Below are 15,679 nucleotides of genomic sequence, written 5' to 3' on the forward strand. Positions count from 1 at the left end.
AAATCAGCAATCGCTCAGGATGCTGTTGGCGTCAAGGATCAGGCTGATGCTGCCGTCGCCCAGAATGCTGCAGCCCGACAGACCTTTTTGTTTCAGATCGTATCTGCCGAAGAAAGAGGGGAACGGCTTGACCACCACCTGATATTCGCCCAGAAGCTCGTCTGCAAACAGGCATGCCCGGCAGGTGTTGCTTTCAACAAGGATCATGATGCCATCCATGATGTTTTCATGGCCCTTGTCGATTCCGTAAAGGCGCTTGAGGCGGATCACGGGGTAGCATTCGCCGCGCAGCATGATCATTTCGGTTCCGTTGGTGTTTTGGATGATCTGCTCGGGCGTGGTGATCTTGAAAGATTGGTTGATCGATGCGATGGGCAGGGTGAATATCGTATCGCCCACAGAGAGGTTCATTCCGTCAACAATGGCAAGGGTAAGCGGAATTTTAATGGTAAAGGTGGTGCCTTTTCCTTTTGCGCTGCTGATGGAAATGGAACCGCCCACCTGCTCTACATTTTTCCGGACCACATCCATGCCCACCCCGCGCCCGGAAAATTCGGTGACGGCGGTGTTGGTGGAAAACCCGGCGCACATGATCAGGCCGAAGGCCTCTTTTTCGGAATAAGCGCTTTCCGGCTTGGTCAGAATGCCGTTTTTGGCGGCTTTGGCCAACAGCTTGGCGGCATCCAGCCCCGCGCCGTCGTCGCCCACCTCGATGAGGATCTCGCCGCCGACATTTTTGGCGCTGAGCGTGATGCGGCCCACTTCGGGCTTGCCCAGGGCAAGGCGCTCTTCCGGCAGCTCGATGGCGTGATCCATGGAATTGCGGATCATATGCATGAAGGGATCGACGATGGCGTCGTTGATGGTCTTGTCAACTTCCGTGTCGCCGCCTTCGGTGATCAGTTCGGCTTTCTTGTTGAGCTTTTTAGACATATCGCGAACGATGCGGTCCATTTTGTGAAAAGTTCCCTGCAGGGGCACCATTCTGATAGACATCACGATATCCTGCAGCTCATCGGTCAGTTTGCTCAGTTCGCGGAACGATTTGTTGAAATTATCCAGCTTCAGGCCGTTGAGATCGGGGTTCCTGACCACCATCGATTCTGCCGTGACGATCTCGCCCACAAGATCCATCAGATGATCGAGCTTGCCCTGGTTGACGCTGATGAGGCTCTGCTTTGCGGTTTTCGCGGGGGCGGCCGCGGGCTTTGCCGAGTGATCGCCCGAAAGATCGGCGGGCGCGCCCTGCCCCGCGGCGGGCGCTGAAACAGCGCCGCCCGCATCTTCTGCGGCATCGGCCGTTTTGCCGGCGGCCGCTGCGGGTTCCAAAACCTCATAAGATTTGACGCTGGGCGCATTTTCGATGGCTTTTAAAATATCTTCCATATCGCCGGCCACAGGGCGGCAATAAAGAAGAAAACCGTTTTTCACGATTTCTTCCGACAGGGCGGAATCGGTTTCGGGATGTTCCGGCACGGTATCCAGTTCTTCACAGTATTGCTGCAGCTGTGTTACCAGCATATAGGCGCGCATGTTTTCCATTTGGCAGTCGTCTTCGAAGAAAACGCGGATGGCGGGCCGATCCTGCCGCTCGGAACAGGCGGCAGGGCGGTTTTGCGCGCCGCCGCAGGCCGAAACCTCGGCAGAGGGCGTTCCTTTCAGCAGATCTGCCTGCGCATGCAGCTGGCGGATCAAACTTTCGGGGTCGCCTTCGTCATATTCGTCTTCGTGAAGCTTTTCCAGTTCCTGTTTCAGAAAATCAGAGGTGTGGAACACCAGATCAAACAGGGAATCGAACACCAGGGTCAGTTTCTGGGGCATATCACGCAAAATATAGAAAACATCTTCCACCGCGTGAGATACATTTGAAATATTGTTGAAACCCATCATTGCCGCAGAGCCTTTGATCGTATGCGTAATACGGAAAATATTGCCGATATGTTCGGCGGAAATACTTTTTGCGCGTTCCGATTCCAAGAGGATATCATCCAACTGTTCGAGCATCGTCTCGGTTTCGTGAACGAAAGTATCCAGCATATCCTTCATTGCGGGATCTATCGAACTCATAAAGCATTTCTCTCCCATCATTGATTATTTGCGGAGACATTCATATTTTAAGTTATGCTCTCTTTTCGACAAAATGTAAGAGGCGGGGGAAAATATTTTAAATGGGCCGCGCTGTTGCGTTTTTCGAATTTCATCTAATAACTACCATATGGAAGAGGTATAGTATATCGTTTTCTCTTTTCGGCGCAGGGCTTCCGCCGCCTGATGAAACGCGCGAAAAGCGCCGTAAGTTCAAACCCCTATGTGAGGAGTGTTAAAATGCCGGATATTTTAAAAGTTACCACTCCGCTGATCAACAGCAACCAACCGGTATCGCCGAAACAAAAAGTTGACCCGGCCTCTGCGTTTGAGATCCAGGATCCTTCCAAAGTCGTTTTGCCCCATCATCAGGCAGAGGCGGCAAAGCAAAACGCCAACACTTTAGATAACGGCAGCGCCCCCACGCTGCTGATGAGTTTGCTGCGCGACCCGGGCGTCACGGTGGCATATCTCAAAAATATCTGTTTGCTGGAAGAGATCTTCAAGCTTCTGCCGGCCAATAATCAGACCCTCACGCAGGAGATCCGCCAGGCATTCGACGGCCTGCTGCTGCAACCGGCGGATCTCGCCGCCGAGATGGTGAATCAGGCTTCCGAAGCCACATCGTTTCAGGGCGGGCTTTTCGATTTTTTGCGCGGGCTGAGCGCCGAGTTCGCAGACAGCGGCCCGCATCAATACGCCATTTCAAACCTGCTGAAAGCGCTGAACAATCTTTCCGCACAGAAAGAACTGCAAAAGGCGATTGACAATAACCTGACCTATATCAAGGGCTTGATCCCCCAGCGCCAGCCGCTGGCATTGCGGATCAATGAATTTTTAGAGCAGCTGCGGCGCGACGACACGCCGGAAGCATTTCTTGCGCTGAAACCCCAGCTGCTGCCGCTGATGCAGGATATCGGCTCCAGCATTTATGTGACGGATGCGCTGCGAAAAGTGCTTTCCATCATGACATACAATTTGTCGCGCTATAACAACAATACCGCCTATCTGGAAAATTCATCCTATCGGCTGCAGCAGCTTCTGCCGCCGGAGCAGCGAAGCCGCTTTCTCGCCTATCTGGAAGAAGAACTGGCGCACCGCAGGGAAACGGCGGACGGGGCGGGAACCTCGAAGGTGATGGATTCGCTTGTCAGGCTGATCACGAAGCAGGTGCGCAGCAACCCCGAAAGCATGTCGGACGCTGCAAAAACAGAAAAGATGCTCACAAGCCTTTTGTCGTCGCCCTGCAATTTCACCCCCCTGCTTCACTATATTTTGCCTGTGCAGAACGGCGGCACCCGGGCGTTTGCGGAACTGTGGATCAACACGAAGGAAGAAGACCCCCACGGGGAAGGGGAAACAGGCCCCCATTTCATGGCGGTCATCGATATCGAAAATATCGGCCGTTTTGAAATCGAATTTCTGGTGAGAGGCCGGTCCATCGATTTTGCTTTGTTCTGCCCCGAAGGAAAAGAAGAGGAATACGGCGCGGTTTTGGCTTCGTTCCCGATGCTTTTGCAGCAGACTTCTTATCGGGCGGGGAAAATGACGATCGGGCCGCTGGCGAAGGAAAGATCACTGATGGAAATTTTTAAATCATTGCCATATAAGAGGGTTGGAGTCGATGTCAAAATCTAAAGCAAAAGGAAATCGGGCGGCGGCCCTGAAATATGAACCGCAGCAGGATGCCGCGCCGATCATCATCGCTTCGGGATATGGGAACACCGCGGAACGGATCATCGATATCGCAGAAAAAAAGGGCATTCCCGTTTATCGCGATGACAGCGCCGCGTCGCTTCTCTGCATGCTCGATGTGGGGGCACGCATCCCCGAGGAACTGTATCAGATCGTGGGCGGGGTATATTACCAGATCCTCAAGATCGCCGAACAAAGCGGCCGCGCGGCAGGGCAGGGGGCGCCGCCGCAGGAAGAGCAAGAGGATACGAAGTGAACAGGCATCTTGAAAAGATCAAAGAGGAAGAGCGCGCCCGCAAAACAGAAAACAAAAAAACAGGAAGATATGCCCGCCTGGTTTCGGTGATCGCGGCGGTTTTGGTCATTGGCGGCGTGCTTTTTCAAAGAACATCCGGCAAAAGCGAAAAGATGCCAAACGAAGCGGGCGCCGGCTCGGCTTCGCAGGCCGCAGATCTGCCCCAGCCCCAGCCGCAGGCCCCGGTTTCGGCGGTGGATTTTTCGGCCGGTTCCCCTGCCGAAGAAGAGATACCGTGGAATTTGATTCTGGTCAATCAAAATTATTATCTGCCGAGAGAATTTACGGTGGAGCTGGCTTCGATCGGTTCGAAACGGGTGGATCGCAGGATCAAAGGCCCCCTGGAACAAATGATGCGGGATGCCGCCCGGGAAGGCGTTGTCATCACGGTGTGTTCGGGGTATCGAAGCGTTAAAAAGCAAACGACGCTATATGAAAACCGAAAAGACGGTGAGGAAGCGGCATATCTCTATGTGCAGCCGCCGGGGGCAAGCGAACACCACACGGGCCTTGCGGTCGATTTCATGACGCCCGAGCATCCCAGGCTGGATGACGGCTTCACGGCCACGGCCGCTTATCGCTGGCTTGCGGAACACGCGGCGGATTACGGCTTTATCGAGCGGTATCCGCCGGGGAAAGAAAGCGATACGCAAGTTGCGCGGGAAGCGTGGCATTTTCGTTTCGTCGGCGTGAAGAACGCACAGTATATGAAGAAATTTGATCTGTGTTTAGAGGAGTTTTGCGCTTCAAAATTTACCGCATATCAAATGCCCGAGCGGAAGGTGATGAGTAAATGAAAGAGCTGAACCGGCAGGAGATCATTTTTGCCCTGGATATCGGCACACGCAGTGTCATCGGCATCGTGGGCCATCAGGAAAACGAATTGTTTCATGTTGCGGCGACCGCCCGCGAAGAATATAAAAACCGCGCCGTCGTGGATGGCCAGATCGAAGATATCGAAGAAACCGCCAAGATCGCGGCGGTGGTGAAAAGCAGGCTGGAAGAGCAGCTGGGCTTTTCACTGAAATATGTCTATCTTGCCGCGGCGGGCCGCGTTTTAAAAACCGTTGAATCAACGGCCGAAATAGAGATTCCCGCCGATATGCCGGTCACGCGCGAACTGATTTCACGATTGGAGTTTCGGGCCGTGCAGCGCGCCTATGAATTGCTTGGCGACGATGATTCCATAGAAAAAGAGAGCTTTTTCTGTGTGGGACATGCCGTCAGGGAATACAGGCTGGATGGATACCCCATGGCGAAACTGATCGATCACCGCGGCGGCACGGCCGCGGTTTCACAGATCTCCACTTTTTTGCCCCATGAAGTGATGGAAAGCCTTCATACGACCATGACGAGGATCGGGCTGTCAGTTTCGGGGCTGACCCTGGAACCGATCGCGGCGATGAACGCCATCATCCCCAAAGACCTGCGAAAACTGAATTTGGCTCTTTGCGATATCGGCGCGGGCACATCGGATATCGCGCTGTGCCAAAACGGCAGCGTATCGGCTTATACGATGGTCACCGTGGCGGGCGATGAAATTACGGAAGAGATCATGCGGGCCTGCCTTGTGGATTTTTTGGATGCCGAGCAGATCAAGCTTCAGCTTTCGGGCGACCCCGATCTGCCGATCGCATACCAGAATATTCTGGGCGACACCGTCAGCCGCAGCGTCGCTGAAATCAACCGGGAAATTCAGCCCGCGGTGGAAAAGCTGGCCGCCGCGATCTGCCAAGAGGTGCTGCGCATCAACGGGGCTGCGCCGGCCGCCGTTTTTCTGGTTGGCGGCGGGAGCCAAACGCCGGGCTTGCAGGCGTGTGTTGCGGCGCAGCTGGCTGTCGATGAAAAATATGTGGCCGTGGGCAGCAGGCGTTATATGATGCGCATGGTTTCGGGGCCGCAGGAGCTGTTTTCGCCTGAGTATGCAACGCCTTTGGGCATCGCCGTCACGGCCTGCGATGAGCAAAGCCGCGACGCCTTTGCCATAACGATCAACGATAAGCCCCTGCATCTGTTCAATGTGTGGGATCATTCGGCGCTGGGCGTTCTGCAAATGGCCGGCTATCGATATCACCAGATCGTGGGAAGGGCCGGCAAAGCGGTCACCTATTCGCTGAACGGAGAACGCACCATGGTTCACGGCGGCCCTTCAGGCACGGCGGTGCTGCGCATCAACGGCGATGCGGCGGCGCTTTCGGATGTTGTGAAGCCCGGCGACAGCGTGACCTTTACACCCGCCGCAGACGGCGAAGACGCGCGGCCCACCCTGGCGGATATCATGGGGGATCACCGGCCCATCGAGGTTTTCATCGGCGGGCAGCCTTTCCGCGCCGGGGCAGAGATCACGGTGAACGGCCTTTGCGGCCAGCCGTCCTATTGCATCCAAAGCGGCGATCAGATCGAATGCCGCGTGATCGCCACCCTTGGGGAACTTTGCGCGTCTGCCTCCATCGCGTATGAGGAAAAAAGCATTCGCGTCAACGGAGAATCCGCCTGCGCAGAATATCTTCTGCAGGGCGGCGACCGGATCAGCTTTGACGGTGAGCAAGCGCCCGGCCCGAGCGATGACGGCGGGGAAAAACCGCCCGAAACAGAAGAAACAGACGAAAAAAACAGGGCGGCGGAGGAAGCGCCGGCCCCGGCTGTTCACATCAGCCTGAATGAACGCCGGCTGCAGCTGCCGCTTCGCGCAGATGGGATGAGCTATCAGTTTTTTGATCTGCTGGCCTATACGGATATCGATCCCCAAAATCCGCAGGGCAATATTGTTCAAAGATTGAATGGTCGATGTGCATCATATTTAGACCCGATCAAAGACGGAGATTTTGTCGAAATCTTTTGGGATGGAAAACACGGAGGGAAAGCCTAATGGATACATATATCGTGCGGCAGCCGATCATAAACAACAGAACTCAAAAAATCGCCGCATATGAAATGGTTTACCAGCAAGACAGCAGTGTGCTTTATAACAAAGAAGATTCCGGGATCGCCGCGGCGATCATCTCGTTTTTCAACCAGATCGATGAAGAAAGCGTTCTAAACGATAAAAAAGCTTTTTTGACTTTCACACCCAATCTTCTCATGAAAAATGTTCCCAAGATATTTGATGAAAAGAAACTCATCATCCAAATCGAAGACAACCTTCTTGTGAACCCCGACGCGGTGGAGATTTTAAAGCAATATAAAGACAGGGGCTATGAAATGGCCGTGATCGGGTTTGAGTTTTATAACCGCTATCTGGATATTCTGCCCGATGTGGAATATATCAAGATCGATTTTTCCGAACCGGGCAAAGACAGAAAGGCCGTCAGAAAAATCGTTGAACTGGCGCGGAGGCTGGGCAAAAGCACCATCGCCTATAATGTGAACACCCCGGAAGCCCGCGGCAAGGCGCTGGTCTATGGGTTCGATTATATCCAGGGCGAAAGCATTGCCGAAATGATGCGCACCAAGGTGCACAAGCCGGAAAAGCTGAATTCCACCTTTTTCCGCCTGCTGTCTGCCATCTCGCGGCGGCAGCCTGATTTCAACGAGATCGAAAAGATCATCTCTGTGGATGTGTCGCTGACTTTTTCACTGTTTAAAATGGTCAATTCCGCCTATTTTTCGCTTCCCAATCGCGTGAAGGATGTGAAGCTGGCGCTGACGACGCTGGGAATGCAGCAGCTGAAAAACTGGATCTATCTGATGAGCTTCGTGCCGGATGGCGGGATGTCTGAAGAGCTGGTGAAGGTTTCTTTCATGCGGGCGACATTTTGCCAGAAGATCGTGGAAACGATGCCGAAATTCCCCATCGACAGCGATGCGGCATATCTGCTGGGCATGTTTTCCACCCTGGACGCCCTGCTGGAAGTTTCCATGAGCGAGGCGTTAAAACAGCTGCCGCTGCCGCAGGATCTCAGCGACGGCCTGCTTGGCAGGCCCGGCCCATGCAATGATCTGCTGCAGATCTGCACCGCTTATGAAAAAGGGCGATGGACGAAAGTGAGCCGTTATTCCGAAACCCTGGGGGTGCCCGTTCACATCATCGCGCAAAACTATTTTGATGCTTTGGAGCATGTAAGCAATATCTGGGCCAGCCTGATGAGATCTGCGCCCAACGGAAAATAAATTCTCGCGCGCTGCCTTTAAAATCAGGAAAACAAGAGAATAACATAAACAGCGCACCGTAAAACGGCGCAGCAGGGTTTTTACAACGCCACCGTTTGGGCCCGAACAGGCGGCAGAGTGAAAATATAAAACGAAACATCGGGGATATGGATATCGCCGATCAAATTCAAGGAGGAAATTATTATGGGTATGGTCGTAAGAACAAACACAATGGCGATGAACGCCTACAGAAGCCTCAGCGCAAACCAGGGCAGCGTGGCCAAGAGCCTTGAAAAACTGTCTTCCGGTTTCCGCATCAACCGCGCGGGCGATGACGCCGCAGGCCTTGCCATCAGCGAAAAGATGAAGGCCCAGATCAAAGGCCTGGAACAGGCATCCGCCAACTCGCAAGACGGCATCTCTCTGGTGCAGACGGCAGAAGGCGCTTTGACCGAAGTTCACAATATGCTCAACCGCATGGTGGAACTGGGCACAAAATCCGCCAACGGCACCATTCAGAACGAAGTTGACCGCGAGGCCATCCAATCTGAAGTGGACGCGCTGAAAAGCGAGATCACCCGCATTTCCAAATCTACCAATTTCAACGGCATCAACCTGCTGGATGGCTCGATGGGCATGGCGAAGGGTGCTTTCACCCAGACAGCCGTTGCTTCCAGCGCCCCCGATATGGCGGCGCAGCTTGGCACAGTGGCCGCCGGCACCGCTCATGTTTCTACCCCCCAGACGGCGCAGCAGCTGCCCGAGTTTTCTGTTGACCTGGGCGATCTGAATGTCAAGACCGCCGACGCCGCCACCACCTTCACCCTGAAGCTCGGAACCCAGGATCTGACAACCACCGCCGCCCTTGCAAACGGCGCGAATGATGCCACGGCATTGGCCACAGCCGTTAAGAACGCCAACGCCACCTTCACAGATGCCACAACAAACATCGTTTATGATGTTACAAGCACCGGCTCAAAGCTGAATTTCAAGGCACAGGCCGGAACTGTTTTGAAGACAGGCGACGCTGTTTTCTCGGGCGCAGTGGGTTATAAAGCCAGCGCTGTTACCGCAAGCTCCACAGGCTCTGTCAACCACCTGACAGAAACCTTGAAAGACGCCGTGATGGAAACCACCGGCGGCCGCGCGGGCATCCAGCTTGCGCTGAACGACAATATGGTCAAGGATGGCAACAAGCTGACCATCGATGATAAGACCTATGTCTTCAAAAACGGCAAAGACAGCACGGTTACCGCAGGCGCGGGCGAAGAACTGATCGATCTGACCGGCGCTGCCGCAGGCAAAGAAGTGGAAAAGGCTGTTGAACTGCTCACCAACAAATCCACCGCAAACTTTGATATCGGCGGCGAACTGGGCGGCAAAACCATCCATATCGACCAGAAAGTCGGCAATGCCAACAAGTATGAGACCGAAAAAGACCTGCATGCCGTGTTCTCGCTGCAGACAGGCGCAGCCGCCGCAGCGGGCAGCAAAGTTACTGTGGATGGCACCAAACTGAAAGCCGGCGATGCGGTTCGCATTGACGGGAAGACCTATGAATTTGTCAAGAAGGGCGAAGCTGCCGTCATCGATGGCGCCACCGCCGTTGAAGTGGAAGGCATCAGCGATAAAGTCGGCACAGCCGCCACAAAAGATTTTACCGCGGCGCTGAAATCCAAGCTGGGCGCATCTGTGCTGAGCAGTGATGACACAAGCCTCACCCTGAAGCTGAGCACCGAAGGCAAAGCCCCCGCTGTTACCGGCGGCGGCCTCACCATCCAGGTGGGCGACACTTCCGATTCTTTCAACAAAGTCACCGTTGCGGTGGATGACATGAGCTCCAGCGGCTTGGGCATCGGCGATCTGGATGTTTCTTCCCAGGTGGCTGCCGGCAAGTCGATCCAGACCATTAAAGACGCCATCAACATGGTTTCCACCAACCGCGCCAACATGGGTGCTCTGCAGAACCGTTTAGAGTATACCATCAACAACCTGGATACCACGGCCGAAAACATGACCGCCGCCAACAGCCGCATCCGCGACACCGACATGGCGAAGGAAATGATGAATTACACGAAGATGAATATCCTGACACAGGCCGCTCAGGCGATGCTGGCTCAGGCAAATCAGCAGCCCCAGGCGATCCTCCAGCTGCTGCAATAAGCATTCGTTCTTCAAAATCAAGTTCAGGCGATATAGAGAACGGGCCCACCCGAGCGGGCGGGCCCGTTTGCTTCGCAGTTTAAAGGATATAGGGTGATCGGCGCATGAGGGAACTGTTAAACAACTATATTGGCAGCGTTTGCGAAGTTTGCACAATGGAAAACGAGATTTTATTCAGCGGACGCATCCGGCAGGTGTTGGAAACGGATGACAAGAAAGACGGCATTGCGCTGGAACTCGTCGCCGCCGGCGGCGAAGCTTTGCCGGTTGTCCCCTATGGGCTGAAAATGAAAATGCATGTGTTTCATAAAACCCATGGTCTGCTGGCGCTTGGCGGCCAGATTTACATCGCAAATTCCAATTTGTGGCGCATCAACAGCGTCACGCAGTATGGAAACACAGAACGCCGGGCTTTTTTTCGCGTAAAAGTGAACGGGCGAGGCGCCGTATGCGGCTGTTCGCCCGCGGAAGGTTCGGCCCGTCCGGCCTGCCCGGGGCAAAACACCGAGATCCGTGTTTCCAGCATCAGCCTTGCCGGGCTGCTTTTCGAAGCGGATGAGTCTTTTTCCATTGGCGATATCCTTCAGCTTGAAACTGTGCGCTTTGGCGAAGATTTTCCATCTTTTCATTTATGCTGCTGCGTGTGCAGGATCGATTTGGAAACCGGCACAAAGCCGCAATATGGATGCCGCTTTGAAAACCTGGAAGAGAAAACGGCAGATCAGCTCTATTCCGCTATTTTTGAGCTGCAGCGGCGCGAGATCGCCAGGCGGCGGAAAAGGCTTTGAAACAATCCGCTGAAATGTTTATCGGTGAAACTTCCTTTTGCAAATAGAGCCAACCTCCTTTTGACTGAGCGCAACAGGTCTTTGTTGGCTCTCCTCTTTTATTTTCAAGCAAATATTCAGCGCGCCTCAGGGGGCTGCGATTTCTTTTATCCATCCTGCCGGCAGCGGCGGATTCAATGCAGCGGAAACGGCAGGCGCCTTTGTGCGTGTTCAAAGGCGGGCAGAACCGGGCAGATGTTTCTATCTTGCGGCGTGCTGCCAAAACGAAGCGAAACGCTTGTGATGCCGTGTTCCCCCTGCCGTGGCGGAAATTCGACAGAAGGGCATGAAAGCTTTCATTTTCGCCAAACATGCAAGAAATAAAAAGTAAGGTTATTCGCATTACAGATCGGCAACATCAGATCAAAAAAGGAGACTTTGCGTGATGAAGAAGAATTTGTTTTCATTGTTCGGCGGCAAAAAGATGAAGCAATCTTTAGCAATCAAGATCTTAAGCGGCTTTTGCATCTCGGCCATTGTGCTTGTTTTTGCTATGCTTTTGTGGAATTGGACCGCCAGCAACCGTTATGACGCTGTTTTGGGTGAAAGGGATGCATTGGTCGAGGGCGCGCAGCGCTATCAGGATGCTTCCGCCTATTTAACGCAGGAAGCGCGTTCTTATGCGGCCACCGCTTATTCGAAACACTATGATAACTATTGGGATGAAGTAAACACCACCAAAACCAGAGAAAAAGCTCTTGAAGAGATGCGCGCCATCGGCATTACCGATGAAGAAGAAGCCATCATCAAGAAAATGAATTTCTTATCTGAAAACCTTGTTCCGCTGGAAAAGAAATCGATGGATCTGACGGAAAGCGGGAATAAAACGGCGGCGGTCGCGCTGCTTTATTGCTCGAAATATGATGATGGTGTTTTGCAGATAAATGATCTCGCCAAAGAGTTCAGCGCATCCATCGAAAGCAGAATGGAAAAAAAATCCGATTCGCTGAACAACATTATTAAGATATCCTTTTATGCGGCGTTTTTATGCCTGTTTTTGGTTGCCGTTGTTCAGATGGCGGTCATTTTCTATGTGAGCAAGCGGCTGCTCAAGCCCGTTTTGGCCATCAAAGAGAACATGCTTCAAATGGCGCAGGGCAATCTGGATACCGAGCTGAAGGTCGAAAGCGATCAAACCGAAATCGGTGAACTGGCTTTTGCCGTGAAAGACACCAAAAAACGCACCGCGCTCATCATTGAAGACATCAGCTTCGTGATGCACGAACTGGCCGATGGAAATTTTGCGGTGAAATCGGGGCAGGAAGAAAGCTATATCGGTTCCTATCTGCCCATTTTGAATTCGATGCAGACTTTGACGGCCAAACAGCGTGAAACGCTTTCTCAGATCGGCATGGCCGCCGATCAGGTTTCCTGCGGTTCCGATCAGGTTTCCAGCGGTGCGCAGGCACTGGCGCAGGGCGCAACGGAACAGGCATCTTCCATTGAAGAATTATCCGAGGAAGTTTCTAAAATCAGCAAAGAAATCGAATCGAACGCCCGCCGCGTGGCAGACGCCAACCGCGCCGTGGAAAATTCGGGGGAAGAAGTCACCGCAAGCAATGAGAAAATGACGGAAATGGTGATCGCGATGAAAGAGATCAGCGATAAATCTTCTTTGATCTCTAAAATCATCAAAGATATCGAAGATATCGCGTTCCAAACCAATATCCTGGCGCTGAACGCGGCTGTTGAAGCGGCCCGTGCAGGCAGCGCGGGCAAAGGCTTTGCCGTGGTTGCCGATGAGGTGAGAAATCTTGCTTCAAAATCTTCTGAAGCCGCTCAAAACACCGCCGCTTTGATCGCCGCCTCCATTTCCGCGGTGCAAAAAGGCACCGTTCTCGCAGACGAAGCGGCCGAAAGCCTCGGTTCCGTGGTCACCAACAGCGGAAAAATCGTGAAGACCATCCAAGAGATCGAGCAGGCTTCCGAGCATCAATCACACAGCGTCGCGCAGATCGCCGGCGGGCTCAACCAGATCTCGGCGGTCGTTCAGACAAACAGCGCCACCGCCGAAGAAAGCGCCGCGGCCAGCGAAGAACTGTCGGGGCAGGCCAGCCTGCTGAAAGGCCTTATCGGCCAATATCGCCTCAACTGATGGGAAACCGGAGGGCACGGCCCTTTCGGCCGCGAACCTCGACCCGTCGTTTGAGATGTCATGCGGCAGAAAAAAGAACACAATGCAAAAGGCTTGGAACCTGCCGGTTCCAAGCCTTTTTTCACCCTTCGCGGCCCCAAAAGCCCAGGCGGCAGGCATAGAGCGCGGAAACGAAACATAGAAATGCACTATCCTTGAAAGAACAGGTGGGGTTTTTATGAAAAAACACTTTTATCGCCGCCCGCTTTTCTTGGCGTTTGCGGGCGTTATCGCCGTGTTTCTCGGCATCTTCGCGTTTTTAAGGTCGCCTTCCGCCATGCCTTCTTCGGCCGCCATCACCAACTGGGGCCTCAGCTTTCAAAAAGAAGGCGAACCGCCCACCGGCAACGCGACCCCCGAATATCTGGCGCAATATGACGCCTTTTTTCGGGGCGACAGCGCCAAAAAAGTGATCTATCTGACCTTTGACTGCGGGTTTGAAAACGGCAACACCGCGCCGATTTTAGACGCTTTGAAAAAGCATCAGGCGCCGGCGGCGTTTTTTGTGGTGGGCAACTATCTGGAAACCGCCCCCGACATGGTCAAGCGCATGGAAGCGGAAGGGCATCTGGTGGGCAACCATACCTGGCATCACCCCGATATGAGCAAGATCGCGGATCTTGCGGCTTTCCAAAGCGAGGTCGAGGCGGTGGAAACAAAATATCAGGAGATCACCGGCAAAGAAATGCCGAAATATTATCGCCCGCCCCAGGGCAAATTCAATGAGAGCAATTTGCAAATGGCTCAGCAGCTCGGCTACCGCACCGCGTTCTGGAGCCTTGCCTATGTGGATTGGTATACCGACAAACAGCCCACCCATCAGCAGGCCTTCGATAAGCTGCTGCCCCGCATCCATCCCGGCGCGGTGGTGCTGCTGCACAGCACTTCCCAAACCAACGCCGAAATTTTGGATGAACTGCTCACCAAGTGGGAAGGAATGGGTTATACCTTCGCGCCGCTCACCGAAATGACCGCCGCGAAATGACCCTTAACACAGAAGAAACGGCGGCCGCTGAAAAAAGCGGCCGCCGTTTTGCGCTGTAAAACGCCGTGAAATGAATACATAAAGTATAATAAAATAAGAATATTACAAGATAATTTTAACGGCCGCGGCGGCGGTTTTGCTCTTCCACACAGGCGGCGCGGAAGCATTCGCACATTTCTGTGCCGATATAGCCGCGGTCGCCGCATTTTTCGCATTGCGGGCGGGGGAAGAGAAAAGCTTCTTCCACGCCGAGGCCGCGCAGGATATCGGCGCGCTGCTGCACAAGCTGTTCGTTTTCGCGGCGCAGAAGCCGGATCTGGTCGCTTTGGCCCGCCACCGCGGCGCGGGCTATTTTTGAAGCGCAAAGGCGCAGCGCCCGTTCGTTATCGGCGAAAGGCAGGCTGCGCCCGCGCAGGGCGGCCAGGCGGGTTTCTTGAAGCTGTTCGCGCTGCAGGCGTTTTTGTTCGAACTGTTTGGTTACGGCGGCCACCACGCCGCTGTCGAATTCACCCTTGCGGGCGGGGGGCGCCGCGCGGCCGCCGCGGGTGTCGGCTTCGGAAGCGGGGCGGTCTTTGCCCTCGTTTTCTTCCACCTGCGCGCGGGTCTTATAACCGGCGGTGCGCCAGCTTTCCAGGATCGTGTCGAGATAAGGCCATTTCAGCGTGCCCGTGCGCAAAACGGTGCGGTCGTAAGCCAGCGCGATCAGGTCTTTATCGTAACCGTAAGAGATCCATTTATCGCAAAGGCGCTGTTCGCTTTCGGAAAGCTTGCGGTCATAGATGCCGAACAGGCGCATCAGTTCGGCCTGAGCCGAATGGCGGCGCTGAAGATCGGCCAGATATTTTTCGGCTTGGGCATAGGTCTTCACCCCCGCCGCATCCCATTGATAAGCCTGCTTTTCCAGCTCGCGGGCGGTCAGGCGGCTGCGGCCCGCACAATAGTTGATCAGCAGCATCAGCACTTCGGCGGGCATGGAAAGGCTGTCATAGACGGAAAACAGAATTTCAAGCTCGGATTTGCGCAGCATGCGGCCCAGAGCGGCTTCATAATATTCGCAAAGGCCCGAAAAAGCCTTGTCGCCCGTGCGGGCTTCCCGCAGTTCGGCGGGGTGATAATCGATCTCTTTGCGGGGGTGCGAAGGCATGGCGCTGTCGGCGCAGACCCCATAAAGCACCAGCAGCTTTGCCGCGCGCTCCAGTTCTTCGGGGGTCATGCCCAGCTGGTGGGGCTGAGGCATCACGGCGCTGCCGCCGCAGGCGACCAGATAGGCGAATAAAAGCGCTGCCCCGCTCTCTTTGGCTTCGGCCACCAGCGCGGCGGCCTGTTTTGTTTCGCATTTCAGGCGCAGGATCGATTCCACGGCAAACCCTCCCCACAAAAATCAACGCCTTTTCCGCAAAAGAGGA

The 15,679-nt window shown here is 54.2% G+C and carries 11 protein-coding genes; 9 read left to right on the forward strand and 2 right to left on the reverse strand.

Translation table 11 applies throughout. The features are described from left to right. Positions 1–3 precede the first annotated feature (3 nt). Positions 4–2,067, reverse strand: a complete 2,064-nt coding sequence (locus ACJA3I_RS03225; RefSeq protein WP_458863335.1) for a chemotaxis protein CheA — start codon at positions 2,065–2,067, stop codon at positions 4–6. 258 nt (positions 2,068–2,325) lie between these two features. Here ACJA3I_RS03225 and ACJA3I_RS03230 point away from each other — a divergent pair, with 258 nt between their 5' ends. The 9 genes from ACJA3I_RS03230 (at position 2,326) to pdaA (ending at position 14,273) form a co-directional block, all read left to right on the forward strand. After that, complete coding sequence (locus ACJA3I_RS03230) at positions 2,326–3,723, forward strand: hypothetical protein (protein ID WP_458863336.1); 1,398 nt, start codon at positions 2,326–2,328, stop codon at positions 3,721–3,723. Then, positions 3,710–4,036, forward strand: a complete 327-nt coding sequence (locus tag ACJA3I_RS03235) for an EscU/YscU/HrcU family type III secretion system export apparatus switch protein (protein WP_458863337.1) — start codon at positions 3,710–3,712, stop codon at positions 4,034–4,036. Before ACJA3I_RS03230 ends, ACJA3I_RS03235 begins: the two co-directional genes overlap by 14 nt. Further along, positions 4,033–4,872, forward strand: coding sequence for a M15 family metallopeptidase (locus ACJA3I_RS03240; protein WP_458863338.1), 840 nt, complete (start codon positions 4,033–4,035; stop codon positions 4,870–4,872). Before ACJA3I_RS03235 ends, ACJA3I_RS03240 begins: the two co-directional genes overlap by 4 nt. Beyond that, a complete protein-coding gene (locus ACJA3I_RS03245) occupies positions 4,869–6,944 on the forward strand; it encodes a cell division protein FtsA (protein WP_458863339.1) in 2,076 nt (691 codons plus the stop codon). Before ACJA3I_RS03240 ends, ACJA3I_RS03245 begins: the two co-directional genes overlap by 4 nt. Further along, the gene (locus ACJA3I_RS03250) at positions 6,944–8,185 is read left to right on the forward strand and encodes an EAL and HDOD domain-containing protein (RefSeq protein WP_458863340.1); all 1,242 of its coding nucleotides are present in this window, start codon (positions 6,944–6,946) and stop codon (positions 8,183–8,185) included. The genes ACJA3I_RS03245 and ACJA3I_RS03250 overlap by 1 nt, the downstream gene beginning before the upstream one ends. A 183-nt stretch (positions 8,186–8,368) precedes the next feature. Further along, entirely contained in the window at positions 8,369–10,327 is a 1,959-nt protein-coding gene (locus tag ACJA3I_RS03255; protein WP_458863341.1) for a flagellin N-terminal helical domain-containing protein, read from the forward strand. Positions 10,328–10,431: 104 nt separating this feature from the next. Further along, positions 10,432–11,115 carry a PilZ domain-containing protein gene (locus tag ACJA3I_RS03260; protein ID WP_458863342.1) on the forward strand — a complete coding sequence of 228 codons (684 nt, stop codon included), beginning with the start codon at positions 10,432–10,434 and terminating at the stop codon, positions 11,113–11,115. A 424-nt stretch (positions 11,116–11,539) separates the two neighbouring features. Beyond that, positions 11,540–13,249: a methyl-accepting chemotaxis protein gene (locus tag ACJA3I_RS03265; RefSeq protein WP_458863343.1), complete on the forward strand. Its 1,710-nt coding sequence runs from the start codon at positions 11,540–11,542 to the stop codon at positions 13,247–13,249. 217 nt (positions 13,250–13,466) lie between these two features. Next, entirely contained in the window at positions 13,467–14,273 is an 807-nt protein-coding gene (pdaA, locus tag ACJA3I_RS03270; RefSeq protein ID WP_458863344.1) for a delta-lactam-biosynthetic de-N-acetylase, read from the forward strand. A gap of 115 nt (positions 14,274–14,388) precedes the next feature. Here pdaA and ACJA3I_RS03275 read toward each other — a convergent pair whose 3' ends face one another. Continuing rightward, a complete protein-coding gene (locus tag ACJA3I_RS03275; RefSeq protein ID WP_458863345.1) occupies positions 14,389–15,633 on the reverse strand; it encodes a DnaD domain protein in 1,245 nt (414 codons plus the stop codon). Positions 15,634–15,679 lie beyond the last annotated feature (46 nt).

The organism is Acidaminobacterium chupaoyuni, from assembly GCF_047936785.1.
Classification (GTDB): Bacteria; Bacillota; Clostridia; order Oscillospirales; family Butyricicoccaceae; genus Acidaminobacterium; species Acidaminobacterium chupaoyuni.

Coding starts and splice junctions, on each gene's coding strand:
- ACJA3I_RS03225 (WP_458863335.1), bottom strand. CDS start 2,067: ATGAGTTCGATAGATCCCGCAATGAAGGATATGCTGGATACTTTCGTT.
- ACJA3I_RS03230 (WP_458863336.1), top strand. CDS start 2,326: ATGCCGGATATTTTAAAAGTTACCACTCCGCTGATCAACAGCAACCAA.
- ACJA3I_RS03235 (WP_458863337.1), top strand. CDS start 3,710: ATGTCAAAATCTAAAGCAAAAGGAAATCGGGCGGCGGCCCTGAAATAT.
- ACJA3I_RS03245 (WP_458863339.1), top strand. CDS start 4,869: ATGAAAGAGCTGAACCGGCAGGAGATCATTTTTGCCCTGGATATCGGC.
- ACJA3I_RS03250 (WP_458863340.1), top strand. CDS start 6,944: ATGGATACATATATCGTGCGGCAGCCGATCATAAACAACAGAACTCAA.
- ACJA3I_RS03255 (WP_458863341.1), top strand. CDS start 8,369: ATGGGTATGGTCGTAAGAACAAACACAATGGCGATGAACGCCTACAGA.
- ACJA3I_RS03260 (WP_458863342.1), top strand. CDS start 10,432: ATGAGGGAACTGTTAAACAACTATATTGGCAGCGTTTGCGAAGTTTGC.
- ACJA3I_RS03265 (WP_458863343.1), top strand. CDS start 11,540: ATGAAGAAGAATTTGTTTTCATTGTTCGGCGGCAAAAAGATGAAGCAA.
- pdaA (WP_458863344.1), top strand. CDS start 13,467: ATGAAAAAACACTTTTATCGCCGCCCGCTTTTCTTGGCGTTTGCGGGC.